Here is a 23,831-nt window from a genome sequence, read left to right as displayed (position 1 = left end):
GATGAGCGGCCCCTGCAACACAAACCGCCGCCCGGCCAACCCAACGTGACGGGGGCCGCTCATCGGGGTGTGGTTGGCTGGCGGAAGGCCGTACGGAGAACACGCGAGCCCTCGGAGCCACGCTGGATCAGGCCCCGGCAACCCAAACCCCGCCCCGCAACCCGCTCGCCCGGGTGTTGACCTGCCCCACCCCTCCGGTGGTCTGCCCGGCCGGCGAGGCCATCCCTTTTTGATCTTCAGCTCGTATCCTGAAGAGACAAGAGCCGAAGATCAAGAGCGGTGCCCAACCGCAGCTGCCCACGGCGTCCCACAACGGCCAACACACCGCCCATAACGGCCAACACACCCCCGGGGGACGTGGCTCGGCCCCGCACCCTGGTGGGGGTGCGGGGCCGAGGGGGTTTAGCTAGCTAGCCGGGGTGCGGGTCAGGCGCCGCCGGAGAGCTTCTCGCGGAGGGCAGCGAGCTGTTCGTCGCTGGCCAGGGTGCCGCTGGACTCGCCGCCCGAGCTGTAGTTGCCGCCGCCGCTGGCTGCGGGGGCGCCGCCCTCGGCCGGGCCCGCGGCCGCGGCTTCGGCGTCGGCCTCGGAGGCCTTGACGACCTGCTTGATGTGGGCGTCGAAGCGGGTACGCGCCTCGGCGTACTGCTTCTCCCACTCCTCGCGCTGCTTGTCGAAGCCCTCAAGCCAGTCCTGGGTCTCCGGGTCGAAGCCTTCGGGGTAGATGTAGTTGCCCTCGGCGTCGTACTCGGCGGCCATGCCGTACTGGGTCGGGTCGAACTCGGACTCCGCGGTGAAGCCCTCGTTCGCCTGCTTCAGCGACAGCGAGATCCGGCGGCGGTCCAGGTCGATGTCGATGACCTTGACCATGACGTCGTCGCCGACCTGGACGACCTGCTCCGGGATCTCCACGTGGCGCTCGGCCAGCTCGGAGATGTGGACCAGGCCCTCGATGCCCTCGTCCACCCGGACGAACGCGCCGAACGGAACCAGCTTGGTGACCTTGCCCGGCACGATCTGGCCGATCGCGTGGGTCCGGGCGAACTGGCGCCACGGGTCTTCCTGGGTCGCCTTCAGCGACAGGGAGACGCGCTCGCGCTCCATGTCGACGTCGAGGACCTCGACGGTGACTTCCTGGCCGACCTCGACAACCTCGGACGGGTGGTCGATGTGCTTCCAGGACAGCTCGGAGACGTGCACCAGGCCGTCCACGCCGCCAAGGTCGACGAAGGCGCCGAAGTTGACGATCGAGGACACGACGCCCTTGCGGACCTGGCCCTTCTGCAGCTGGTTGAGGAACTCGCTGCGGACCTCGGACTGGGTCTGCTCCAGCCAGGCGCGACGGGACAGGACCACGTTGTTGCGGTTCTTGTCCAGCTCGATGATCTTGGCTTCGAGCTCGCGGCCGACGTAGGGCTGGAGGTCGCGCACGCGGCGCATCTCGACCAGGGAGGCGGGCAGGAAGCCACGCAGCCCGATGTCGAGGATGAGCCCACCCTTGACCACCTCGATGACGGTGCCCTTGACCGGCTCGTCCTTCTCCTTGAGCGCCTCGATGGTGCCCCACGCGCGCTCGTACTGGGCGCGCTTCTTGGAGAGGATCAGCCGGCCTTCCTTGTCCTCCTTCTGGAGAACGAGGGCCTCGACGTGATCGCCGACAGTGACAACCTCGGCGGGGTCGACGTCGTGCTTGATCGACAACTCGCGCGAGGGGATGACGCCCTCGGTCTTGTAGCCGATATCGAGAAGCACCTCGTCACGGTCGACCTTGACGATGGTGCCTTCGACGATGTCGCCATCGTTGAAGTACTTGATGGTGAGATCGATGGCGGCGAGGAAGTCCTCCGCCGTCCCGATGTCGTTGATGGCGACCTGCGCGGCCGCGGCGGGAACGGTGGTGGTGTCGGTGGACATTAGGTGGGTTGCTCCGGTACGGATTGGGTGTCGATACGGACTGAAGTTGTGGGTGAAGCTAGCGCCGGGCGGCGCGGCTCCAGCCAACGCAGCCGACGAGGAGATCCACAACAATGCCGGTTCCGGGCAGAGCGCACCTATAGCGCGTTCAGTATCGTACGCACCCTCTCGATCGCCGGGCAAACCCGGTGGGGTGTCTCTAGCCAGAAGGAGCAGCCGTGGCCGCGCCAGCGGAGGACCGCCACGCCACCGCCGAACGGGTGCTCGGCACCTCGCAGGTGGTCAAACGCCGGGTGGGCGCCGCCGAGTCGCGGGTGGCCAGCCGGGTCTGGTGGGATGCCGACGCCGACGACTACCAGGCAGAACACGCGGATTTCCTGGGTGCCGCGGAGTTCGTCTGGTGCCCGGAGGGCCTGCTGGAACGCGATCTCGGACTGCTCGGCGAGGTCAAGGGTCAGCGCATTCTGGAGATGGGCTGCGGGATGGCCGCCTGCGCCCGCTGGCTGGCCGCCCAGGGCGCGCTCGCGGTCGGCCTGGACGTCTCCGCCGGCATGCTGCGGCACGCCAGGCAGGCCGGCCTGGACTGCGGCACCCCGGTGCCGCTGGTGCAGGCCAGCGGGGACCAGTTGCCCTTCGCAGGCAACGCCTTCGACACGGTGTGCAGCGCGTTCGGCGCGGTCCCGTTCGTCGCCGATCTCGGCCTGCTGCTGCGCGAGGTGCACCGGGTGCTCAAGCCGGGCGGCCGCTGGGTCTTCGCGGTCACCCACCCGATGCGCTGGATCTTCCCTGACGACCCCGGCGAGGCCGGGCTGACCGCGATGCAGTCCTACTTCGACCGCACCCCGTACCTGGAGGTCGACGAGGACGGCAACCCGACCTACGTCGAGCACCACCGCACCCTGGGCGACTACATCCGCGAGCTGAACCTGGCCGGGCTGGTCCTGGAAGAGCTGCTCGAACCGGAATGGCCCGAGGGGCACACCCGCGAATGGGGCCAGTGGAGCCCGTTGCGCGGTGAACTCTTCCCCGGCACGGCGATCTTCTGCTGCCACAAGGCCGGGCAATGACGCTGGTCGGCGACCTGCTCGCCGCCCAGACCGCGCACTTCGCCGGTCTGGACCCACTGCTGCCCGTCGCCGCCGGACTCGCCAGGGGGGACGCGGTCAGCGCCGCGCTGCCCGACGGCGGCCGGGTGGCCGGGATGGTCACCTTCACCGAGTACCCGCCCGGCTCGGCCAGCCGGCTGTGGTCGGCGGCCCGGGTCTGGGAGCTGGTGCCGGTGCTCGGCGGCGCGGGCGGGGCGGGCATGGACGCGCTGCTGCGGGCCTGGCAGCACCGGATGGCCGGGCAGGCCGACTTCGACCCGGACTCGGCCTGCGTGCTCAACTGGCCCAGCCGCGATGTCACCGCCACCCGCGCGCTGCTCGACCACGGCCTGGTCCCGCTGTCCGTGCTGGCCGTGCGCGAACGCCTCGGCGCCACCGCGCGCCGCCCCGGTCCGCTGACCGTGCGCCGGGCCCGCACCGCGGACCTGGACGCCGCGGTCGAACTGTCCATGCTGGAACTGGAGTACTCGGCGCTGGTCGGCTCGGCGACGATCCGCCCGGACGCGGCGGCACTCAAACGGGAGGCCCTGGCGACCCGGCTGCGCTCGGGTGATCCGGTGTGGCTGGCCGAGCACGACGGCGTGGTGCTGGGCCTGGCCGAATGCGGCTGGACCGATTCGGGACCGCACACCGCGGCGGCGGCCCGGCTGCCGCACGGGCGGTGGGGCTACGTGAACTGCGTGTCAGTGCTGCCAGGGGCCCGCGGTTCGGGTGTGGGGCAGCTGCTGATGGCCACCGCGCACGCGGAGTTCGAGCGGGCCGGGGTGGCCGGGAGCTACCTCTACTTCAACCCGCCGAACCCGCTGTCCTCGGTGTTCTGGGCCCGGCAGGGCTACCGGCCACTGTGGACTATGTGGGAGATCCGGCCCGCCGGCGCGCTGCGGTAGCGGCCCAGTGCGCCTTGTGGAAGATCGGTTCCTGGGCGTAGATGTCGATCTCCAGCTGGTCGGGCGATCCGCCCCCGCCGCGCAGCAACGGGGTGAGCGAGGACAGCAGCGCGAAGCCGTCGCGGTGGATGTCCCGGTGGGTGGCGACCGCCTCGCCAGCCTCGCTGAACACGTCGCCGACCTGGTGCAGGCTCCACGCGGGAGCGGTGATCAGCAGGGTTTCGGCGTGCTCGGACAGCACGAGCCGCCGGTCCGCGGTCCAGTCCCTTGACCAGCGGTCCGGATCGGGCCGGGCCGCCGGGGTGACAGCGGTCTGCCGGGCAGCCTGGGTCGCGCGGCGGCGGGTGCTCGTGCGCAGCTCGGGCCAGGCGGAGGCGCGCAGGCCCGCGTCCCGGCGGGCGATGAGCAGGTCCTTCGGGCGGTGGCCGTGAAACCAGAACCAGTCGTGCTCGGGCAGCGGGTTGGCGCGCAGGGGGACGTGCACGGCGCTGTGCGGGCTGATCGCGGCCAGCCGGAACAGCGCGCCCAGGCGCAGCAGGTCGGCCCGAGAGCCGGTGATCTTGCCGTAGCCGGTCAGGAACGGCGAGCGCAGCCACGTGTGGCGGAGTGCGGCGACCGGGATGAGGATCCGGTGCAACGGCCCGTGCCGCCGCACGGGGTGGGAGATGACCGGAAGCCGCACACCGGCAGCTTTGCCGGTAGGCGGGGCCGGGTCCAGGGGTTTTCCCGGCGGGGCGGGCGGTAAGAGCGCTCTGCGCGGTGTGTCCGGGTTGCGCGGGCCGCGGTCGACGGGCAAAATTTGAACTGACCGGTCAGTTCAAAGAATTGGTAAAGAACCAGCGAGGAGAACGCGGTGGAGATCCTGGCCAGGGAAGTCGGCGTGAACGGCGCGCACGGGCCGTTGCTGCGACCGACGACCCTGCGGGTGCGGGCCGGACAGGTCGCACTGGTCGCCGGAGAACCCGGCACCGGGCACACCCCCCTCGCGCTGATGCTGGCCGGGCGGATGGCGCCGTCGGCCGGCGAGGTCACCGTGGACGGGCAGGCCAGCCCGGCGGTGCTGCGCAAGCTGGTGGCCGTGGTGGACGCGCCGGGGGTGACCGAACCCGAGGACGCGCTGCCGCTCAAGACCGTGGTCGGCGAGGAGCTGTCCTTCGCCGGCAAGCCGGCCGGCCGGGCCGCGGTGCGGGACTGGCTCACCCGGCACGACGCCGAGCAGCACGCCGCCACCCGCTTCGACCGGATCCCGCCGACCGTGCGCACCCGGCTGCTGACCGAACTCGCCGCCGAACGCCCGGACGTGCGGCTGCTGGTCCTGGACTGCCCGGACCGGCACTGCGACGACCCGCACACCTGGTGGACCGTGGCCCGCCAGCACGCCACCCGCGATCGAGCGGTGGTGGTGCTGTGCACCGAGACCTCCGCGCGGCTGCTCGACCTGCCCGCCGCCCGCCTGGGCCGCCAGCTCCAGCCGCCGCCCTTCACCGTGAGCAACACTGAGGACGAGACCCGATGACTGCCTTCCGCCTGGCCAAGGGCGAGTTCCAACGGATCACCGCGGGCAGGCTGCCCAAGCTGGCCGTGGTCGCGCTGGCACTGGTGCCGCTGCTCTACGGCGCGCTGTACCTGTACGCCAACTGGGATCCCTACGGCAAGCTCAAGGACGTGCCAGCCGCGCTGGTGGTCGCCGACACCGGCAGCGGGGACCTGCGCGCCGGGGAGAAGGTCGCGGACAAGCTGGCCAACTCCGAGGCCTTCGACTGGCACCGGGTCAGCGCCGCCGAGGCCGAGACCGGGGTGCGGGACGGCAAGTACACCTTCTCGCTGACCCTGCCAGCCGACTTCTCCGCCGCGCTGGCCTCACCCGGCAAGTTCGAGCCGAAGCAGGGCACGCTGATCCTGACCACCAACGACGCCAACAACTACATCGTACGGACCATCGCGGACAAGGTGGTCAGCGAGGTGCGGCGGGCGGTCGCCGCGGACGCGGGCACCGAGGCGGCGGACCGGCTGCTGATGGGCTTCTCCACGTTGCGGGACAAGACCTTGGAGGCCGCCGACGGCGCCGGCAAGCTCGCCGACGGGTCCAGGAAGGTCTCCGACGGGGTGGGCACCGCCCGGGAGAAGATCAACGAACTGCACACCGGGCTGGGCAAACTCGCCGACGGCGCGGACACCCTGGCGGCCAAGAACGGTGAGCTGGCAACGGGTCTGGGCACGATGAAGGAGAAGACCGCGCCGCTGCCCGGCAAGACGCAGCAGCTCGCGGACGGCGCGGCCAAGGTGGCCGACGGCAACGCGGCGCTCGCGCAGAAGGCCGGCACGGTGGCCGAGGGATCCCAGCACCTGGTGGACTTCCTGGGCGGCAAGAAGGAGGACCTGGCCAAGCGGCTGCGTGAGATCGGCATCCCCGAGGAGCAGGTGCAGCGGGTGCTGGCCGCGGTCACCGAGGCCGGGAAACCGGTGCGGGAGGCCAACGACAAGATCCAGGGCGCGGTCGGTCAGGTCAAACAGCTCGCCGACGGGGCCAAGCAGGTCGCCGACGGGGCCAGGACCCTGGCCACCAGCAGCGCCGAGCTGACCGGCAAGATCGGCGAGGCCGCGGACGGGTCGAAGAAGCTCGCCGATGGCGCGAAGACGTTGCGGGACGGCGTGCACAAGGCCGACGACGGCTCCGGCAAGCTCTACACCGGCACCGCCGAACTCCAGGACGGCGCGAAGAAGGTCGCCGACGGCAGCGGCGAACTGCACGGCAAACTCGCCGAGGGCGCCGGTCAGATCCCGAACCCGGACGACGAGACCCGCAAGGCCACCGCGCGCACCATCGGCGATCCGGTCGCCATCCGCGCGGTCGGCGAGAACCAGGCCTCCAACTACGGTTCCGGCCTGGCCCCGTTCTTCCTCGGCCTGGCGCTGTGGATCGGCGCGTTCGTGCTGTTCCTGTTGCTGCGCCCGCTGTCCAAGCGCGCGCTGGCCTCCGGCGCCAGCCCGTTGCGGGTGGCTTTGGGCGGCTGGCTGCCCGCCGCGCTGCTCGGCGCGGTGCAGACCGCGCTGCTCTTCGGCGTGGTGACCCTGGCGCTGGGCATCGAACCGGCCCGGCCCTGGGGCGTGCTCGGCTTCATGCTGTTGACCTCACTGGCCTTCACCGCGGTGCTGCACGGCCTCAACGCGCTGCTCGGCCCGGCAGGCAAGTTCGTCGGCCTGGTGCTGCTGGTGTTGCAGCTGACCACCGCGGGCGGCACCTTCCCCTGGCAGACCGTGCCCGATCCGCTCAAGCCACTGCACCTGATCCTGCCGCTGTCCTACGTGGTCGACGGCATGCGGCACCTGCTCTACGGCGGCGGGCTGAACACGGTGTGGAAGGACGTCACGGTGCTCTCGATCTACCTGGTGCTGGGGCTGGCGCTCTCGACCCTGGCCGCCTACAAACAACGGGTGTGGACCCCGACGAAGCTCAAGCCCGAGCTGGTGCTGTGATGACCACCGCCAAAACGACCGGCAAACCCAGCAGCAAGCAGAAGCTGTTCGACGCCGCGCTGCGGCTGATCGGTGAACGCGGCGCGGCCGGGGTCACCGTGGACCAGATCGCGGCCACCGCGGGCGTGGCCAAGGGCACCGTCTACTACAACTTCGGCAGCAAGGACGGTCTGGTCGAAGCCCTGCTGCGGCACGGGGTCGACCTGCTCGCCGCGCAGTTGCGGCGGGCCGAGGCGGTGCCGGACACCGAGTCCTCGGTGGAGACCCTGGTGGACGGGGCGCTGCTGTTCTTCGGCGAGTACCCGGAGTTCGCCCAGCTGCTGGTGAGTGAGATGTGGCGGACGCCGGGCCAGTTCCACGGCACGTTGTCGCTGCTGCGCGATGACATCGTGGCCATCGTCAAGCGGGTGCTGCAGCGGCATGCCGACGCCGGGCGGTTGTGCGGGGTCGAGGTGGGAACGGCCTCGGCCGCGTTGTTCGGCACCTTGCTGGTGGTGGCCCTGGACTGGCAGACCTTCCAGCGGCAGCGCAGCCGCGAGGAGGTCCGCGAGTCGGTGATGCTGCTGGTGCGCGGGATGGGGCGGGGCAAGCGCTGATCCGGTCAGCGCCCGGTCACGATCCGTATAACTACCGACGACTTTGCCCGCACTGACGGTCATAGTGAGCTGTTCACATGCCCGATTCGTGCTGGGGGGTTCATGGCGCCGGAGGAGACCCGGGCGGGCCGGGTGATCGGCGGCCGGTACCGGCTGGTCGAGCGGCTGGCCGCGGGTGGGTTCGGGCGGGTGTGGCGGGCCTACGACGAATCGCTGCGGGTGGAGGTGGCGGTCAAGGAGGTGTGGCTGCCGCCCACGCTGTCCGCCACCGAACGGGCCGAACGCCTCGAACGGGCCGAGCGGGAGGCGCGCAACGCGGCGGCGTTGCGGGCGCACCCCAACATCGTGCCGGTCTACGACATCGTGATCGACGACGGTGTGCCGTGGATGGTGATGCGGCTGATCGAGGGCCAGTCGCTGGCCGAGCGGTTGCAGCAGCGCAGGCTGTCCGAGGCGGAGACCCGGGAGGTCGCCACCGCGCTGCTGGCGGCGCTGGGCGCGGTGCACACGGCCGGGATCGTGCACCGGGATGTCAAGCCGGCCAACGTGATGCTGGCCGAGGGCGGCGAGGTGCTGCTCACCGACTTCGGGATCGCGGTGCACCGGGCGGACCGGCGGGTCACCGAGTCCGGGATGATCATCGGCTCGCTGGAGTACCTGTCGCCGGAGCGGGCGCGCGGACAGGACGGGGCGGCGCCGAGCGATCTGTTCTCGCTGGGGGTGACGCTGTACCGGGCGGTGGAAGGGGTCTCGCCGTTCCGGCGGGAGCCGCCGATCGGGGCCCTGGACGCGATCAAGTTCGCCGAGGCGCCGCCGATGAAACGGGCGGGTGACCTGGAACCGCTGATCTCCCGGCTGTTGACCAAGGATCCGGACCGGCGGCCCACGGTCGCCGAGGCGCGGGCGTTGCTCGACCCGCCGTCGGAGACGCTGACCGCGACCAGGGACGAGATCCGGCCGCCGGACCGGCCGACGCCGAATCGCGGTGGCGCCGCGCTGGTGGTCTCCGCGCTGGTCACCGTGGGATTGGTGTTGCTGTACAACGGGCATCCGCCGTTCACCGACTATGTCGACGCCAAGCTGGGCTGGTCCGGGACGAGCACGCCGACCACCGCGGCCAGCACGCCCTCGACCTTCCGGGCCGGGGTCAGCGGGGAGAACACCACCCGGCGCACCACCCCGGCCACCAGCACCACCCGGCCGACCACGGCCGCGCCGAGCAGCGCCGCCTTCGATCCGCGCAGCCGGGACCGGCAGGAGACCGACCGCACCCCGCTGACCGCGGCCGGGTTGCTGCCGAAGTCCTTCCGGGACAGCAAGAACGTGGAATACACGCTGCGTTCCAGCGGGGTGCACAGCTGCCTGGGCAACGCCGAACGGGACACCGTGCGCGCGGGGCTGCGCCGGGCCGGGTGCTCCAACATGCTCGCGGCGACCTTCGTGGACCACTCCGACCGGATCATGGTGTCGGTGGTGGTGATCCCGCTGGCCAACACGGCGACCGCGACCACCGCCTACGAGGACCTCAAGGGCAGCAACACCGCGGACTGGGGCATCTGGTGCCCGACCACGGGGCAAGGGTCCACGGTGTGCCGAGGGGACTACAACAAGGCCACCCAGTCCGGCTACATCCGGCACAGCCACCGGTACCTGATCCACGCCAGGGCGCTGTACGTGAACCTGAGTTCGGGCACGGTGGAGAAGCCCTGGGTGGAGGCGGCCGCGCAGAAGACCTCGGCGCTGGCCGGACCGCAGTAGGCCCACCCGCACCGAGTTGGCCGTTGTGGACGGCGAGTTGGCCGTTGTGGACGGCGAGTTGGCCGTTGTGGACGGCGAGTTGGCCGTTGTGGACGGCGAGTTGGCCCAACTGGTACGCCGGTTTGGCCCAAGTGGGCGTACCAGTTGGGCCAAGTGGTGCGGGACGCCGCCGGTGAGGGCTTAGTCGCGGAGGCGGTCGCGGAGGGTGCGGGCGCGGCGGGTGAAGGGGGCGTCGGGGCCGAGGACCTGGGTGCAGGACAGGGCGAGGGATTCCGCGGTTTCCCTGGCCGCGGCCAGGAATCCGGCCTGGTGCTGGTAGTTGGCCAGTTGCAGGCGGGCGTTGAGGGTGCCGGTGTGGTCGGGGCCCAGGCTCGCCGAGCGGGACCGCACCACCTCGGTGAGCAGCTCGGCGGCGCGCCGGGGGTCGCCGGAGTTGCCGCTGTTGATGGCCAGGCGGTAGCGGGCGGAGACGGTGTGCGGGTGCTCCGGGCCGAGGATGCGGTTGGAGTCGGCGACCAGCTCGGTGAACAGGGCGGCGGCCTCGGCCTCCTGGCCGCCGCGGCCGGTCCAGACGCCGATCTGGAACCGGGAGCTGAGCACGTTGGGGTGCTCCGGGCCGAACACCCGGGTGCGGTCGGCCAGCAGCGCGCGGCAGCGGGCCAGCGCGGCCGGGAAGTCGCCGGACTCGCCGAGCCAGGTGGCGTGCTGGTGCCGGACCGCGAAGGTGTCCACGTGGTCGGGTCCCCACACCTGGGCGGCCTCGGCCAGCAGCGCCTCGAACATGGCGATGGCCTCGGCGATCCGGCCGGACTCGGCCAGGTGCGCGGCGAAGATCCGCCGCACCCGCAGCGTGTCCCGGTGGCGGGGGCCGAGCACCCGCTCGCAGTCGGCCAGCAGCGCGGCGAACTCCGCCTCCGATCCCGCCCAGCGCAGCAGGGTGATCCGGTTGCGCAGGGTTTCCGGGTGGTCCGGGCCCAGCACCGCCTCGCGTTGGGCCAGTCCGGCGCGCAGCAGCCGGAGAGCCCGCTCCGGGTCGCCTGCCGCGCCGATCTCGTCCGCCAGCAACACATCCGCGCCCGGCACACCGTGTTCGGCGCCCTTGCCGAATGCCTCGCGCACCCGGTCGAACTGGGCGAAGCGGCGGGCGGCGTGGCCGATCTCCACCGCGGCGACCGGGGTGGCCCACTCGATCAGCGCCCGCCACACCGCGGTGGGCACCGGCGGGTTGTCCGGCAGATCGAGGAGATAGTCGAAGGCCCGGTAGTGCTCGGGGTCGGCGCCGGGCAGCAGCAGGCTGCTGGTGGCGCGGGCCGGTTTCACCGCCCAGGCAAAGGCTTCCTCGACCGGTTCGGGGCGCAGCGCCGCTCCGCCGCGTTCGGTGAGGTAGTGCTCGGCCAGCGCGGTGAGCACGTGCCGGGGCATCGGATCGGGCAGTCCGGCGCGGCGGCAGTCGACCGCGGCGGTGACCAGGGCGGCGCCCCTCGGGTGCCCGCCGACCCGCCAGGCGTTGCGCCAGTCGTTGGCCAGTTCGGGTCCGTCAGCGAGCAGTTCGGCCACCCCGAAATCGCCGGATTTCGCCGCCGCCGCACGGAGTCTAGGGTCGGTGTGTGCACCGGCCCTGGCCACCTCGGCCGGACTCCACCGGCGGGACAGCGGGATCTCGGTGGCCAGGTTGAGCACCTCGCGGCCGGTGCGCCAGGCGCCGAGTTTGTCCCCGTCCAGCTCGGCCTCCCGGCGCGCGCCGAAGGCCTCCAGGGCGGGGGTGCGGATGGTGCCCAGCAGCAGCACCTCCCGGCCGGCTCCGGCCAGCATCCGGCTCACCCCGGCCACGGTCAGCCCGTCCGGCCGCAGGTAACGCTCGATGTCGTTGAGCCACACCACCACCCGGCGCAGTTCCAGCACAGTGTCCACAATGGACTGAAATGGCCGGTTGCCGGAGGGGGCGAGGAAGTAGTGGTCCGGGCACAGGCGGCGGATGGCCTCGTAGGCGGCCCTGGTCTTGCCCGCGGTGGACTCGCCGATGATCAGCACGAACCCACCACCGCGCACCGCGGCGTCCAGGCGGTCCTGGATGTCCCTCGGCACGTAACCGGGCACCCGGTCCGTGCCGAGTTCGGCCGCGCGGTGCACGCCCAGCGCGATCGGGTCGTCCATCTCCCGCACCCTGGGCAGCCGCCCGCCCTCGGCGCCGAGCACGTCCCCGGCCAGCGCCGCCTGCTGCTCGTGGCCCCGCTCCAGCAACACCCGGCCGCGCGCGGCGAGAATGCCGAAGACCGCGGTGACCAGGCCGACCACCGCGGCGGCCACCTTGTCCGCGAGCAGCAGCCAGGCCGTGCCGGCCACCGCGGCGACCGCCAGCGCGGCCAGCACGATCAGCGCCCAGCCACGGTTCCGCCGCCACCACAACATTGCCTCAACCTAGCGGGAACCTGTTGGGGTGTTCGCGGCTCATGCTGGGTGAAGGAGGGGTGAGAGGTGTGGGGATCGACTCGCAGTGGTTCGCCCGGCTCTACCAGGACAACTACCGGCGCCTGGTGCTGGTGGCCTACGCCATGACCAACGACCTGGGGGATGCCGAGGACCTGGCCCAGGAGGCGTTCGCGGTGGCCTACCGCAAACGCGGCCAGGTCGCGGAGACAGAGAACCCGGCGGCCTGGCTGCGCACGGTGGTGGTCAACCTGGCCCGGAAACGCTGGCGCCGGCGCAGTCTGCTGCACCGGCTGATGATCCCGCGGGCGGAACCGGGCCCGCCCGCGGACATCGGCGCCGAGCACGCGGAACTGCACGCCGCGATCGGCGCCCTGGACGAACAACGGCGGGCGGTGGTGGTGCTGCACTACCTGGCCGACCTGCCGGTGGCGGAGGTGGCCGCGGTGCTGCGGGTGCCGGTGGGCACGGTGAAATCCCGGCTGGCCAGGGCCCGTGCCGCGCTCGCCCAGCACCTGACGATGGAGGTGGGGCATGACTGAACTGGATGACCGACTGGACGAACGACTGGCGGGTCTGCGCGCGGAACTGCACGCCGCGGTACGCGATCCGGGGCAGGGCCCGGTGCTCGAACGAGTGCGCCGCCGGACCCAGCGGCAGCGCACGGTGTTCGGGGTGAGCACGGTGAGTGCGGGCGTGGTGGCCCTCTTGGGGCTGCTCTACGGCCTGCTCGGGGTGGGCCAGCTCGCCGTGCCGAGCGGCGGCTCGGCCGACCCTTCGGTGACGATGCTGGACTTCGCCGACCCCCGGCACGGTTACGCGGTGCGGGTGCGGTGTCCCGGCGGCCAGGAGACCTGCGTCAACTCGCTGCTGTCCGCCGTCGACGGCAAGGACTGGACCGAGCGGCCGGTGCCGGCGGAGGTGGCAGGGGCCGGGCGGCTGCCCGCGGTCAAGGTGCTCGGCCCCGGCAACCTGGTGATCAACGGCAACGGCGGCTACTGGCACAGCACCGACGGCGGGGCCACCTGGCAGCGGCGGGAGACCAACGGGCCGGACGCCGCGGAGATCCCCCAGGGCGGGTTCCTGGAGAACTGCGCGGGTGAGCTGGCGGTGGAATGTGTCAAGGAGGTCGTGACGGTCCACGACCCGGCCACCGGGCAGCGCCGCACCCTGGCGACCCAGCCAGGACTGGACATCAGCACGGTGTTCCCGGCCCCGGCCGCGGACGGCGCCTGGTGGGTCGCCGGGAAGATCCCCGGCTCGGACCGGCCCGCGCTGGCGAGCAGCCGGGACCGCGGGCGGAGCTGGCAGGTGCGGGAACTGCCCGCGGTGGCCACCGGCCGTCGCCTCGGCACCCCGGTCGCCACCCCCGGCGGCACCTACTACCTGCCGGTGACAACCGGCGACGAGAACCTGATCGCGATCCTGCGCAGCAACGACGGCGGGCAGACCTGGACCGGGACCTGGACGCCCCTTGATTCGACCACCGCCGCCCAGCTCCCGGGACCGCGCAGCCTGCGCGGCGACCTGGTGCCCAGCGCGGGCGGACGGCTGCGGCTGATCGACAAGGACGGCGTGACCTGGCGCAGCGACGACGGCGGGCAGAGCTTCGCCAAGGCCGAGCAGGGCATCCCGGGCACCGAGGTGTCCTGGACCCGCAACGGTTTCCTCGCCTACTCCTGGACGCAGAACCACGCGGGCCGGATCTACCACCAGTCCAGCGACGGCCTCACCTGGCGGCCGGTGCCGTGATGATCACTTCCCGCCTGCGGCTGCCACTGATCATGGCCGCGGTGATCGTCCTGGTGACCTCGGCCGTGCTGGTGTTGCGCCAGGACACCGAACCGGCGCCCACGCCGACCCCGCCGACCGATCTCCGGCTCCTGGACATCGACTTCGCCACCGACCGGCACTGGTTCGCACTGCGGGCCCGCTGCTCCCAGCCAGGGGACTGCGCGCATCAGCTCCTGGACGTGGACAACGGCGTGGTCCGGGTCCGCGAACTGCCGGAACCCCTGCGCGGTCCGCGATCCGGACAACCGCTGCGGCTGCACGTGCTGGGCGGCAAGCTGGCCGTGGTCGCGGCGGAGCGGACCTGGCACTCCGAGGACCGGGGCGGCACCTGGCGGGAGGGGCTGATCGCGGTGGACTGGCCGGTGGACGGCCTGCTGCCCGACATGCTGCTCCAGCGGTCCTGCCATGGCCAGGACCCGTGTGTGCCGGGGATCGACGTGGTGCTGTCCTACACCGGGCAGCAGGTTCCGCTGACGCCGGAGTTCCGGCCGCCGCTGACCGAGCCGTTCCCGTTCCCGCGTCAGCTCGCCGGGCGCTGGTGGGTGGTGGGCAAACGGGACGGACGGGCGGCCGTGTCCAGCAGCGCCGACGGCGGTCGCGGCTGGCAGACCCAGGACCTGCCGTCCACTCCGCCGGGCGCCTTCCGCTGGGCCGAGGTGGTCGTGTCCGGCGACACCGCGTACGTGCTGATCAGCACCGACCATCAGCCGTCGGCGAGCACGCTCTACCGCGGCGCCGGCGGGAAGTGGGAACAGGTCTGGCAGTCCCGGCCGGACGGGCAACCACCGGAGATCACCGGGCTGGCCGCCGCGCCGGACGGCACGCTGCTGGTCCTGGGCCAGGGCGGCGGCTCCTGGTTCAGCGCGGACGGCGGCCACACCTTCCACGCCGGGCATATCGCCGAACAACTGGTGCCCGGCAATACCCTGCGCTCGGTCCGCGGCGGGCTGCTCAGCACCTCCGAGAGCGGGGCCAGCCACTCGGTGGACGGCAGGCGGTGGACGCCGTTGCCCTTCGGCGAGCGGTAATCTGGCCCGCAGGGGAGCGGGACAAGGGGGTGGTCACCGGTGACCGAGCTGCCTGCCCGGTGGCGGATGCCGTTGGCCGGGGCGACGGTGTGCGCGGTGCTCGCGGCGATCGTGATCGTGTTGCGGGAGGACTCGGTGCCGCCGCCGGCCACGCCGGCCGGCCCGGTCGCCGATCAGCCGATGGTGCTGGTGCTGCGCGCGGTGGACTTCGTGGACGAGCGGCACTGGTTCGGCGTGCGGGGACTGTGCCAGGAGACCGATGCCCGGCGGTGCTCGCACACGTTGCTGGAGTCCGAGCAGGGCCAGCTGCGGTTCCGGGAACTGCCGGCCGAACTGCGCGGGCAGCGCGGTGGGACGGCGATCGGGGTGACCGTGCTCGGGCCGGAACGGCTGCTGGTGCAGAGCGATCCCGGGCGGCGCTGGTACTCCGCTGATCGCGGGCAGCACTGGGCCGAGGTCGGCCCGGACGCGCCGCCGGTGGGCGAGATCCCGGCGAACGGGATCCTCGAACGCTATTGCGAGCCTGCGCCCGGCTGCACGCCCAAGATCATGGTGACGTTGCCGGACTCCGGTCGCCGGGCCGAGCTGCGCGGGGTGCCGCCGCTGACCGAGGTCGTGCCGCACACCCGGTTCGCCGACGCCGACGGCCGGTGGCGGCTGGTCGGCAGGCGCGCGGACAAACCGGTGCTGGCCGGCAGCGCGGACCGCGGGCGCAGCTGGCAGGTCAGCGAACTGCCGCCGGGGCCGCCGGGACGGTTGCTCGACGCCGAGGTGGCGCTGTCCGGTCGCAGCACCTACCTGCGGCTGACCAGCCGGACGCCGGAGCGGGACGCCAAACCCGCGACGGCGCTGTACCGCGAGGACGGCGCCCGCTGGCAGCTGGTCTGGCGGTCCGATCCGGCCGGGCCGCAACCTCGGTCGCTGACCGGGGTGCTGCCCCGGCCGGGCGGACAGCTCGCCGCCACCGACGAGCAAGGCGACGGCTGGGTGAGCGCCGACGGCGGCCGCACGTTCCAGCCCGCCCGGCCCGAGGACCGGATCCCGCGTGGCTGGCCACGGCGGGCCCGCACCGGCTACCTGGCCGAGGCGGGCAACACGCTGAGCCACTCCCCCGACGGCGTGCGCTGGACGCCACTGCCGAACGGATGAGCCGATGACCCGCAACCGGATCCTGTTCGCGCTGCTCGCGGTGGCCCTGGTCGTCGCGGTGCTGGTGGTGCTGCGGGAACAGGCCGGGCCGCCGCCCGAGGCGAATCCGACCATGATCGCCGTGCCGCCGCGGGAGACCACGCTGGTGTCCGCGGACTTCGCCGACGAGCGGCACTGGTTCGGGCTGCGGGCCCAGTGCCGGCAGGCACAGCCGTACCGGTGCGCGCGCACGCTGGTGGCCGCCGCGGACGGAGTGCCGCGGCGGCGTGAGCTGCCCGAGGAACTGCGCGGCTACCAGGAGGGGCAGGGAATCGGCCTGCTCGCGCTGGGGCCGAGCCAGGTGCTGGCGCACAACCGGTACCACCGGAGCTGGTACTCCGCGGACGCCGGGCAGAGCTGGACCGAGGTGCGCGAGCGGGCCGAGCCGGCGGACCGGATCCCGGCGGGCGCGGTGCTGGCGCGGGACTGCGCCCTCGCCGGGTGCGAGCACCGGATCATGGTGGTGCTGCCGGACTCCGGGCGCCGCGCCGAACTGCGCGGGCTGCCACCGCTGACCGAGGTGCACCCCGTGTCGTTGCCGGATCGGCAGGGCCGGTGGCGGGTGGTCGGCGTGCTCGACGGGAAACAGGTGGTCCTCACCAGCGCGGATCACGGGCTCAGCTGGCAGGTGCGCGACCTGCCGCCTGGCGTTCCGGCGATCAGCCGGGCGCAGGCGGTCCCGGCCGAGAACGGGATGTACCTCCAGGTCGACAGCAGTACGGCGTCGTCCGCTGGCGATATCCTGACCGCCCTGTACCGCGCCCAGGGCGAGGGCTGGGAGCTGGTCTGGCGGAACCTCTCCGTCGATCAGCCGCTGCGTTCCCTCTACGCCGTGGTGCCCGGTCCCGGTGATCGGCTCACCGCGCTCGACCAGCAGCGCCTCACCCGGGTGAGCGAGGACGGCGGCCGCACGTTCCGGCGCGCGCGGCCCGAGGAGGAGCTGCCCGGCGATTTTGTCGAGCACACCCGGATCGGCTACCTGGTCGCCTCGGTCACCGAGGTCCGCCACTCCGTGGACGGTGTGGGCTGGACACCGTTGTCGGCGGGCTGAACCCCATGCGCCGCAACCGGATCCTGCTCGCACTGCTGGCCGTCGCACTGGCCACCATGGCCGTGCTGGTGCTGCGTGAGCAGGCCGGACCGCCCGCGCCGGACCCGGCCGCCGAGCCGCCCCCGCGGACCGCGCTGCGTGGCGTGGAGTTCGCCGACGAGCGGCACTGGTTCGGGGTGCGCGCCCAGTGCCGCGAGGACGGGCAGGACTGGTGCGCGCACGCGTTGCTGGCCGGTCAGGACGGTCGGGTGGAGTTGCGGGAGCTGCCGCTGGAACTGCGCGGCGACCAGCAGCACCTGGCGATCGGCCTGGTGGCGCTGGGGCCGTCCCGGCTGGTGGCGCGGGAAGGGCAGCGCCGCTGGTTCACCGCCGACGCCGGGCAGAGCTGGACCAGGGTCGAGCAGGACGCCGCGCCGGTGGACCGGATCCCGGCGGGCGCGGTGCTCGAACCGGACTGCGCGCCCACGGGCTGCGCGCCGCGAGTGCTGGTAGTGCTGCCGGAGTCCGGGCGCCGGGCCGAACTGCGCGGGCTGCCGCCGCTGGGCGAGGTGCGCCCGGTGCCCTACCCGGACACCGCGGGCCGCTGGCGGGTGGTCGGGACGCACCGTGACCGGCTGGCCGTGGCCAGCACCGCCGACGAGGGACGCAGCTGGCAGCTGCGGGAGCTGCCGCCCGGCCCGGTGGCCAGGCCGGACAACGTGCGGCTGGTCTTCGCCGGGCCCACCGGGTACCTGCTGGTCGACGGCGAGGCACAGCCGCAGGGCCTGTACCGCGACAACGGCGAGCGGTGGGACCTGGTTTGGCAGGCCGCCGGGACCAGGGCTCCGCACGTCCTGCTCGCGCTCATCCCCCGGCCGGACGGCCTGCTGACCGCGCTCGACCAGGCGAGTCAGACCTGGGTGAGCGCGGACGGCGGCCGGTCCTTCCGCCCCGCGCGGCCCGAGGAGGCGCTCCACGGCTGGCGGGCCTACCCCACCCGATCCGGGCACCTCCTGGCCACCGAAACCGATATCAGCCACTCCCCCGACGGCGTAACCTGGACTCCCCTGCCGAAGGGCTGAACGCCATGCGCCGCAACCGGATCCTGCTCGCCGCCCTGGCCCTCGCGGTGGCGGTCACGGCCGTGGTGGCGCTGCGCGAACAGGCCGGGCCGCCGCCGGAACCCACCGCCGCGCCCGAGTCCAGCGCCGAGCTGGAACCGGATCGCCCGCCGACCGGGATCGTGGCCCTGGACTTCGCCGACGACCGGCACGGTTACGCGGTCCGCCGGGTCTGCCGGGACGGCCCCGCCGATGTCTGCCAGGCGCATCTGCTGGCCACCACCGACGGATTCCAGTCCGCCGAGCACCGCGAACTGCCGCCAGGGGTCGGCGGATACCTGGGCGGGCTCGCCGGGTTCGTGGTGCTGGGACCGCGGCGGCTGCGGGTCGGCGCGGGCCAGGAGCAGCACTACAGCGGGGACGGCGGGCGGAGCTGGACCCTGGTCGCGGGCGAGGCGCCGCCGGTGGACGGGATCCCGGCGGGAGCGCGGCTGGAACGGCAGTGCCCGGCGACCGGATGCGTGTTGCGAGTGGTGCTGCCCGGGTCCGGCCAGTCGGCGGCGTTGCGGAACCCGCCCGCGCTGACCGATCCGCGACCGTTGCCGGTGCCCGCGCGGGACGGACGCTGGTGGGTGGTCGGCCGGGCCGCCGACGGGCGGGCGCCGGTGGTGGCGGGCAGTGCGGACGGGCGGGACTGGCTGGTCCGGGAACTGCCCGCGGCGCCCTATACCGGCTGGTGGCAGGCTGGTGTGGCGGTGGCGGGCAGCGCGGTCTACGTCGGGGTGACCGGGCCGGGGGCGGAGGCGGCCGGGTCGCTGCTGACGCTGTACCGCAGCGGGGACGGCGGGACGAGCTGGACCAGGGTGCAGGCCGGGGTGGCCAGCCCCTCGCTGACCGCGGCCCTGGTGGTCGGCGCGGACGGCGAACCGCGGCTGCTGGACCGGTCAGGGCAGACCGTGGCCGGGACCGGCGGCGGCCGCGAATTCCGGGCGGTGGCGGCGGATCAGCGGCTGCCCAAGGGCACGGTGACCTGGACCCGCGGCGGCTACCTGGCCGAAACCGCCTACGAGCACCTGATCTCCACCGACGGCAGCACCTGGACCAAGTTGTGGGTCGCCTGAGCCTGGTTCACCACGGCGCGCCCAGTTCGGTGAAGGTGGCCAGCCGCTCGGCCGCCGCGGCCACCAGCGCGTCCACCCCGGACACGATCACCCGGCGCTGCTCACCACTGTCCACTTCGGACAGATGGTGGTCCGGGATCCGCACCGGATCCGGCGCGGCGCCGATGGCGGCCACCACCTCGGTGAAGGTGCGGCACTCGGCCAGGGGTGAGCGCAGCGGCGTGCCCTCCGCGCGGAACTCCAGGAGGTTCGCCAGCAGGTCCGTCCGGGGCGGGGTGGCGACCGGGTCGCCGTCGACGGTGAGCAGGTCCTGCCCGTAGACCAGTTCCGCCCGGTGCGTGCTGCCGTGCGCGATCAGCCGCGGCGGGGTGGCGTGCTCGGCGGCCAGGGTGACCGCGACGGTGACCGCGGGGCGCCCGGCGAAGCGCAGTCGCACGCAGCCGGTGTCGTCGGCCTCGATGTCCCTGGCGCGGAACAACTCCAGGTCCAGGCTGAGCGGAGGGACCCGCTGGGCGCCCGCGGCGACCAGGGCGGCGTGCACGGCGTGCGCGAAGGGGTTGCTCAGCGCGCCGTCCAGGACCGGTTCGCCACGCAGCCTGCGGCGGCCCGCCCAGGGGGCGCGCCGGTAGTAGGCGTCGGTCCGGATCCAGGCGCCCTGGCCGCCGATACCGCGGACCTCGCCCAGGCTGCCCCCGGACACCAGTTCGGCCAGCCGGTGCAGGGCCGGTGACCCCATGGTCTGGAAGCCGACCTGGCAGCGCCGCCCGGTCTCCCGCTCCAGCGCGAGCAGTTCGTCCATTGTGGACAGATCGAGTACCGGGGGTTTCTCCAGCAGCACATCGCTGCCGGCGCGCAGGGCGGCCACGGTCAGCGCGCGGTGGGTGTGCGGCGGGGTGGCGATAACGGTGACCGCTGGCGCTTCGGCGGCGAGCAGCGCGGTCAGGTTCGGGTGGTGCGCCACCCCGGGCGGCAGCGGGCCGGGGTCGCGCGGATCGCACACGGCGACCAGGTCGATCCGGCCCTGCTCGTGCAAGCGTTCCGCGTGCCGCAGGTGGTGCCGGCCGTGGCCGTGCACCCCGGCCAGTGCCAGCCGGGGCGCAACGCTCACGGTTCCTCCCGCAGGCTCGCCGCGGTGGCGGCCAGCGCGAGCGGTCCGGCCACCACCAGCGCGAGCGGCGGCAGCGTCCACACCAGGATCGCGGCCACCGCGTGCGCGGCGGCCAGCAGCAGGAAGGAACCGGGTCCCAGCACGGCTTTGCCGTAGGCGGCGCGCACCGCGGACAGCCAGCCGCGCCCGGTCACCCCGGCGACCGCCGCGGTCAGCGTGAGCAGGGTGAACGCGCACAGGCTGACCCCGGCGACCAGCCAGCGCAGCACCAGGCCGCCGGGCAGGTCCAGGCCCAGCAGCAGACTCAGGTTCAGCGTGAGCAGCGTGCTCGCGGCGACGAAGGCCACCCCGGCGAGCAGGTGGCGGCGCAGGCCGTCGGCGAGGGTCTCCCGGAAGACCGGCAGCAACGCGGGCGAGTCACCCTGGCGCCAGCGGGCGATGACCGCGCAGGCGGCGGCGAACCCGGCGGGCAGGGTCAGCACCGGCACCGCGCACAGCGCGACCAGCAAGCCGAGCAGCACGGTGTCGGACAGGGCGGACAGCCGGTCCCACCACAGGGTGGGGCCCCGTAGGTGCCCGGCCGGCGTCCGATCCGCCATCGGCGTTCACCCCTTCAAGCCCGAGGTCGCTACACCTTGAACCAGGAAGCGTTGGAAGGCAAGGAAGAAGAGCAGGATTGGCACCAAAGACAGCACCGACATGGCGAACATCGCGCCGTAGGCCGAGGTGGAGGTCTGGTCGATGAACAGCCGCAGCCCCACCGGGATCGTGTAGTTGTCGGCGGAGTTGAGGTAGACGAGCTGGCTGAAGAAGTCGTTCCAGGCCCAGATGAAGCTGAACAGCGCGGTGGTCACGATCGCGGGCCTGGCCAGCGGCAGCACGATGTGCCGGAAGGTGGTGAACGGGCCGCAGCCGTCGATGGTGGCCGCCTCGTCCAGCTCGCGCGGGATGCCGCGCATGAACTGCACCATCAGGAACACGAAGAACGCGTCGGTGGCCAGCACTTTCGGCAGCACCAGCGGCACGAAGGTGTCGATCAGGCCGGTGCGCTGGAAGAGCACGTACTGCGGGATCAGCGTGACGTGCGCGGGCAGCATGATGGTGAGCAGGGCGAAGGCGAACAGCGGCGCGCGCAGCCGGAACCGCAGCCGGGCGAAGGCGAATCCGGCCAGCGCGCAGGAGATCACGTTGCCCAGTGCGGTGCCGGTGGCCACGATCAGCGAGTTGCCCAGGAAGGTGCCGAAGCCGACCCCGCCCGCGCCGTCGAGGGCCTGCTGGTAGCCGCTGAGGTCGATGACCTTGGGCCACACCGTGTCCAGCCTGCTCAGCAACTCCTGCACCGGGCGGACCGAGGCGGTGAGCAGCCAGAGCAGCGGGTAGAGCACCAGCAGCAGCGCGGCGAGCGCGGCCAGGTGGGTGGCCAGCAGCCGCAACCGGCGGGCGGTCATCGGGTGGCCAGGTCGTCGCCGTAGAACACCCAGCGGCGGGCCGAGCGGAACAGCAGCGCGGTGACCAGGGCGATCACCAGCAGCAGGATCCAGGCCATCGCGGCGGCATAGCCCATGCGGAAGTCACCGAACCCGCGTTCGTAGAGGTAGAGGGTGTAGAACAGGGTCGCGTCGGCCGGTCCGCCGCGGCCGGAGCTGATGATGAAGGCCGAGGTGAAGGCCTGGAAGGCGTGGATGGCCTCCAGCACCAGGTTGAAGAAGATCACCGGCGAGAGCACCGGGAAGACCACGCTGATCAGCCGCCGCCACCAGCCCGCGCCGTCCACCGCGGCCGCGTCCAGGAGGTCCGGCGGGATCTGCTGCAACCCGGCCAGGAAGATCACCATGGGTGCGCCGAACTGCCAGGCCGACAGCAGCACCACCGCCCACAGCGCCCAGTCCGGATCGTCCACCCAGCTCGGCGTGCTGATGCCCAGCTGCCCGAGCACCGAGGGCACCGCGCCGCCGCGGTCGAACAGCGAACGCCAGGCCAGCGCCAGGCCGACGCTGGCGCCCAGCAGCGAGGGCGCGTAGAAGGCGGAGCGGTAGAAGGCTTTTCCCCGGCCGCGCAGGGAGTTCAGCAGCAGCGCGGCGGCGAAGGCGAGCAGCAGTTTCAGCGGCACCGAGACCAGCACGTATTTCAGCGTCACGCCAACCGCGGTGCGGTAGCGGTCGTCCTGGGTGAACAGCTCGGCGTAGTTGTCCAGGCCAACCCAGCGGGGGGTCTCGAACAGGTTGTAGTCGGTGAAGGAGAGGTAGAGCGAGGCGGCCATCGGCAGCAGGGTCAGGGTGACCGCGCCGAGCAGCCAGGGCAGCAGGAACACGTAGGCCGGCCACGCGCGCTGCCGCATGCACACCCCCGCCCGCCGGAAATGAAAGCGTTTACCAAGGCGGACCGTAAGCGGCGGATCGGGCGGGTGTCAACAGCTTCAGCCTGCGATGGAGCGCAGCCAGGCATCGGTCTGGCGCTGCCCGCACAGGCGCACCACAGGCAGCGGGGTGGGCAGCAGTTCGAGCACCCTGGCCCGCACCGTGGGGTAGGTGGACCAGGCCCAGCGGATCACGTGTTCCGGGTCGGTGAGGATGGCGTGCAGCGGTGGTTCCTGCTCACCGTTCCACAGCAGCTCGCCCCGGCGGCGGCGCTGGTAGGTCCGCCAGGTGACCCGGCGGATCACGGTGTGCCGGGGGTGGTCCAGCCAGACCAGCAGCTGGGCCCGCCCGGCCAGCAGCGGCCGCACCGAGTCGTACTGCCACTCGCACACCCAGCCCTCGCTGTTGGCGAATTCGGTGACCTCGGCCAGGAAGGTGGGCCGGGGAATCCACTGTGGACCGTGGTAGAGCGCGTCCAGCTCGATCGCGGGTACGGCGAAGATCCGCGCCAGCTCCCGGACCATGGTCGTCTTCCCGGCCCCGGAGGCGCCCGCGACGAGGATGCGCTGGGGTTTCGGTGGCAACGGATCGGCCCAGTGGAGCAACACGGCAGGTAGCTTACTGGCGTACGCTGCGTGTCCGAACGTCTTGAACTCGGGAGGGGTCGCTCGGATGCGCCGTTGGATGTTCGCGCTGGCCACCGCCGTGATGGCCTCCGCCATCGGGGTGTCGGTCAACGTCGCCACCGAACTGGGCACGAACGTGTGGGCCTGGGTCGCGGTGGGGGTGCTGACGCTGGCCGCGGCCGGGGTGGCGCTGTGGGTGCAGTCCGGTTCGGCCGAGGCCGAGGGCGGCGCGGTGACGAATTCGGTCAGTGGCACGGTGACCGGGTCGGTGGTGCAGGCCAGGGACATCTCCGGTCCGGTGAACCTGGGCCGTCCGGAGGATCCGCGGCGCTGAGCCCGGCGTGGGCGCGACCGGT

At 72.7% G+C, this 23,831-nt stretch carries 22 protein-coding genes; 14 read left to right on the top strand and 8 right to left on the bottom strand.

Translation table 11 applies throughout. The features are described 5' to 3' along the window. Nucleotides 1-426: 426 nt before the first annotated feature. A complete protein-coding gene (gene rpsA / locus ACTOWY_RS25900) occupies nucleotides 427-1,911 on the bottom strand; it encodes a 30S ribosomal protein S1 (protein ID WP_247757807.1) in 1,485 nt (494 codons plus the stop codon). A gap of 218 nt (nucleotides 1,912-2,129) precedes the next feature. Between rpsA and ACTOWY_RS25895 the strand changes: the two genes are divergently transcribed. Beyond that, a complete protein-coding gene (locus ACTOWY_RS25895) occupies nucleotides 2,130-2,978 on the top strand; it encodes a class I SAM-dependent methyltransferase (protein ID WP_441312267.1) in 849 nt (282 codons plus the stop codon). Continuing rightward, the gene (locus ACTOWY_RS25890; RefSeq protein ID WP_441312266.1) at nucleotides 2,975-3,904 is read left to right on the top strand and encodes a GNAT family N-acetyltransferase; all 930 of its coding nucleotides are present in this window, start codon (nucleotides 2,975-2,977) and stop codon (nucleotides 3,902-3,904) included. Before ACTOWY_RS25895 ends, ACTOWY_RS25890 begins: the two co-directional genes overlap by 4 nt. On the opposite strand, the gene ACTOWY_RS25885 is transcribed toward ACTOWY_RS25890, so the two are convergent. Further along, on the bottom strand, nucleotides 3,867-4,586 hold the full coding sequence (locus ACTOWY_RS25885) for a hypothetical protein (protein WP_441312265.1): 720 nt from the start codon (nucleotides 4,584-4,586) through the stop codon (nucleotides 3,867-3,869). The two genes, ACTOWY_RS25890 and ACTOWY_RS25885, sit on opposite strands and share 38 nt — an antisense overlap. 171 nt (nucleotides 4,587-4,757) lie before the next feature. On the opposite strand from ACTOWY_RS25885, the gene ACTOWY_RS25880 reads away from it, so the two are divergent. The 4 genes from ACTOWY_RS25880 (at nucleotide 4,758) to ACTOWY_RS25865 (ending at nucleotide 9,735) form a co-directional block, all read left to right on the top strand. Beyond that, nucleotides 4,758-5,420: an ATP-binding cassette domain-containing protein gene (locus tag ACTOWY_RS25880; protein ID WP_441312264.1), complete on the top strand. Its 663-nt coding sequence runs from the start codon at nucleotides 4,758-4,760 to the stop codon at nucleotides 5,418-5,420. Next, the gene (locus tag ACTOWY_RS25875) at nucleotides 5,417-7,381 is read left to right on the top strand and encodes a YhgE/Pip family protein (protein ID WP_441312263.1); all 1,965 of its coding nucleotides are present in this window, start codon (nucleotides 5,417-5,419) and stop codon (nucleotides 7,379-7,381) included. The genes ACTOWY_RS25880 and ACTOWY_RS25875 overlap by 4 nt, the downstream gene beginning before the upstream one ends. Then, nucleotides 7,381-7,977, top strand: a complete 597-nt coding sequence (locus ACTOWY_RS25870; RefSeq protein ID WP_441312262.1) for a TetR/AcrR family transcriptional regulator — start codon at nucleotides 7,381-7,383, stop codon at nucleotides 7,975-7,977. Before ACTOWY_RS25875 ends, ACTOWY_RS25870 begins: the two co-directional genes overlap by 1 nt. Before the next feature lie 102 nt (nucleotides 7,978-8,079). Next, a complete protein-coding gene (locus tag ACTOWY_RS25865) occupies nucleotides 8,080-9,735 on the top strand; it encodes a serine/threonine-protein kinase (protein ID WP_441312261.1) in 1,656 nt (551 codons plus the stop codon). A gap of 180 nt (nucleotides 9,736-9,915) precedes the next feature. Here the strand turns inward: ACTOWY_RS25865 and ACTOWY_RS25860 are convergent, their stop codons facing one another. Then, nucleotides 9,916-12,144, bottom strand: a complete 2,229-nt coding sequence (locus ACTOWY_RS25860) for a tetratricopeptide repeat protein (protein ID WP_441312260.1) — start codon at nucleotides 12,142-12,144, stop codon at nucleotides 9,916-9,918. A gap of 68 nt (nucleotides 12,145-12,212) precedes the next feature. On the opposite strand from ACTOWY_RS25860, the gene ACTOWY_RS25855 reads away from it, so the two are divergent. From ACTOWY_RS25855 to ACTOWY_RS25825, 7 genes are read left to right on the top strand one after another with little or no spacing between them, the layout of a single operon-like run. Beyond that, the gene (locus tag ACTOWY_RS25855; RefSeq protein ID WP_441312259.1) at nucleotides 12,213-12,704 is read left to right on the top strand and encodes an RNA polymerase sigma factor; all 492 of its coding nucleotides are present in this window, start codon (nucleotides 12,213-12,215) and stop codon (nucleotides 12,702-12,704) included. After that, nucleotides 12,697-13,914 carry a hypothetical protein gene (locus tag ACTOWY_RS25850; protein ID WP_441312258.1) on the top strand — a complete coding sequence of 406 codons (1,218 nt, stop codon included), beginning with the start codon at nucleotides 12,697-12,699 and terminating at the stop codon, nucleotides 13,912-13,914. Before ACTOWY_RS25855 ends, ACTOWY_RS25850 begins: the two co-directional genes overlap by 8 nt. Beyond that, nucleotides 13,914-14,984 (top strand): WD40/YVTN/BNR-like repeat-containing protein, encoded by a 1,071-nt coding sequence (locus ACTOWY_RS25845; RefSeq protein WP_441312257.1) that lies wholly within the window; start codon nucleotides 13,914-13,916, stop codon nucleotides 14,982-14,984. Before ACTOWY_RS25850 ends, ACTOWY_RS25845 begins: the two co-directional genes overlap by 1 nt. Before the next feature lie 39 nt (nucleotides 14,985-15,023). Continuing rightward, nucleotides 15,024-16,133: a hypothetical protein gene (locus tag ACTOWY_RS25840; protein WP_441312256.1), complete on the top strand. Its 1,110-nt coding sequence runs from the start codon at nucleotides 15,024-15,026 to the stop codon at nucleotides 16,131-16,133. Nucleotides 16,134-16,137: 4 nt separating this feature from the next. After that, nucleotides 16,138-17,223, top strand: coding sequence for a hypothetical protein (locus tag ACTOWY_RS25835; protein ID WP_441312255.1), 1,086 nt, complete (start codon nucleotides 16,138-16,140; stop codon nucleotides 17,221-17,223). A 5-nt stretch (nucleotides 17,224-17,228) separates the two neighbouring features. Next, nucleotides 17,229-18,284: a hypothetical protein gene (locus ACTOWY_RS25830; RefSeq protein ID WP_441312254.1), complete on the top strand. Its 1,056-nt coding sequence runs from the start codon at nucleotides 17,229-17,231 to the stop codon at nucleotides 18,282-18,284. A 5-nt stretch (nucleotides 18,285-18,289) separates the two neighbouring features. Further along, on the top strand, nucleotides 18,290-19,384 hold the full coding sequence (locus ACTOWY_RS25825) for a hypothetical protein (RefSeq protein WP_441312253.1): 1,095 nt from the start codon (nucleotides 18,290-18,292) through the stop codon (nucleotides 19,382-19,384). A gap of 7 nt (nucleotides 19,385-19,391) precedes the next feature. Here the strand turns inward: ACTOWY_RS25825 and ACTOWY_RS25820 are convergent, their stop codons facing one another. From ACTOWY_RS25820 to ACTOWY_RS25800, 5 genes are all read right to left on the bottom strand, one after another. Beyond that, on the bottom strand, nucleotides 19,392-20,492 hold the full coding sequence (locus tag ACTOWY_RS25820; protein WP_441312252.1) for a Gfo/Idh/MocA family protein: 1,101 nt from the start codon (nucleotides 20,490-20,492) through the stop codon (nucleotides 19,392-19,394). Continuing rightward, the gene (locus ACTOWY_RS25815) at nucleotides 20,489-21,091 is read right to left on the bottom strand and encodes a hypothetical protein (RefSeq protein WP_441312251.1); all 603 of its coding nucleotides are present in this window, start codon (nucleotides 21,089-21,091) and stop codon (nucleotides 20,489-20,491) included. Before ACTOWY_RS25815 ends, ACTOWY_RS25820 begins: the two co-directional genes overlap by 4 nt. Nucleotides 21,092-21,097: 6 nt before the next feature. Continuing rightward, nucleotides 21,098-21,940, bottom strand: coding sequence for a carbohydrate ABC transporter permease (locus tag ACTOWY_RS25810; protein WP_441312250.1), 843 nt, complete (start codon nucleotides 21,938-21,940; stop codon nucleotides 21,098-21,100). After that, entirely contained in the window at nucleotides 21,937-22,830 is an 894-nt protein-coding gene (locus ACTOWY_RS25805) for a carbohydrate ABC transporter permease (protein WP_441312249.1), read from the bottom strand. Before ACTOWY_RS25805 ends, ACTOWY_RS25810 begins: the two co-directional genes overlap by 4 nt. Nucleotides 22,831-22,908: 78 nt before the next feature. After that, nucleotides 22,909-23,457, bottom strand: a complete 549-nt coding sequence (locus tag ACTOWY_RS25800; protein WP_441312248.1) for an AAA family ATPase — start codon at nucleotides 23,455-23,457, stop codon at nucleotides 22,909-22,911. 64 nt (nucleotides 23,458-23,521) lie between these two features. On the opposite strand from ACTOWY_RS25800, the gene ACTOWY_RS25795 reads away from it, so the two are divergent. Beyond that, the gene (locus ACTOWY_RS25795) at nucleotides 23,522-23,809 is read left to right on the top strand and encodes a hypothetical protein (RefSeq protein WP_441312247.1); all 288 of its coding nucleotides are present in this window, start codon (nucleotides 23,522-23,524) and stop codon (nucleotides 23,807-23,809) included. The last annotated feature ends 22 nt before the right edge of the window (nucleotides 23,810-23,831 follow it).

The sequence above is a fragment of the Crossiella sp. CA198 genome (assembly GCF_052078295.1).
Taxonomy (GTDB): Bacteria; Actinomycetota; Actinomycetes; order Mycobacteriales; family Pseudonocardiaceae; genus Crossiella.
Note: the sequence above shows the minus strand (reverse complement) of the source record. Positions and strands in the feature narration are given on the sequence as shown.

Excerpts from the sequence above, each read along its gene's own strand:
- ACTOWY_RS25875 (WP_441312263.1), top strand. The coding sequence starts at position 5,417 with ATGACTGCCTTCCGCCTGGCCAAGGGCGAGTTCCAACGGATCACCGCG.
- ACTOWY_RS25860 (WP_441312260.1), bottom strand. The coding sequence starts at position 12,144 with ATGTTGTGGTGGCGGCGGAACCGTGGCTGGGCGCTGATCGTGCTGGCC.
- ACTOWY_RS25850 (WP_441312258.1), top strand. The coding sequence starts at position 12,697 with ATGACTGAACTGGATGACCGACTGGACGAACGACTGGCGGGTCTGCGC.
- ACTOWY_RS25890 (WP_441312266.1), top strand. The coding sequence starts at position 2,975 with ATGACGCTGGTCGGCGACCTGCTCGCCGCCCAGACCGCGCACTTCGCC.
- ACTOWY_RS25845 (WP_441312257.1), top strand. The coding sequence starts at position 13,914 with ATGATCACTTCCCGCCTGCGGCTGCCACTGATCATGGCCGCGGTGATC.
- ACTOWY_RS25805 (WP_441312249.1), bottom strand. The coding sequence starts at position 22,830 with ATGCGGCAGCGCGCGTGGCCGGCCTACGTGTTCCTGCTGCCCTGGCTG.
- ACTOWY_RS25815 (WP_441312251.1), bottom strand. The coding sequence starts at position 21,091 with ATGGCGGATCGGACGCCGGCCGGGCACCTACGGGGCCCCACCCTGTGG.
- ACTOWY_RS25835 (WP_441312255.1), top strand. The coding sequence starts at position 16,138 with ATGACCCGCAACCGGATCCTGTTCGCGCTGCTCGCGGTGGCCCTGGTC.
- ACTOWY_RS25795 (WP_441312247.1), top strand. The coding sequence starts at position 23,522 with ATGCGCCGTTGGATGTTCGCGCTGGCCACCGCCGTGATGGCCTCCGCC.
- ACTOWY_RS25870 (WP_441312262.1), top strand. The coding sequence starts at position 7,381 with ATGACCACCGCCAAAACGACCGGCAAACCCAGCAGCAAGCAGAAGCTG.
- ACTOWY_RS25865 (WP_441312261.1), top strand. The coding sequence starts at position 8,080 with ATGGCGCCGGAGGAGACCCGGGCGGGCCGGGTGATCGGCGGCCGGTAC.
- rpsA (WP_247757807.1), bottom strand. The coding sequence starts at position 1,911 with ATGTCCACCGACACCACCACCGTTCCCGCCGCGGCCGCGCAGGTCGCC.
- ACTOWY_RS25810 (WP_441312250.1), bottom strand. The coding sequence starts at position 21,940 with ATGACCGCCCGCCGGTTGCGGCTGCTGGCCACCCACCTGGCCGCGCTC.
- ACTOWY_RS25825 (WP_441312253.1), top strand. The coding sequence starts at position 18,290 with ATGCGCCGCAACCGGATCCTGCTCGCCGCCCTGGCCCTCGCGGTGGCG.
- ACTOWY_RS25830 (WP_441312254.1), top strand. The coding sequence starts at position 17,229 with ATGCGCCGCAACCGGATCCTGCTCGCACTGCTGGCCGTCGCACTGGCC.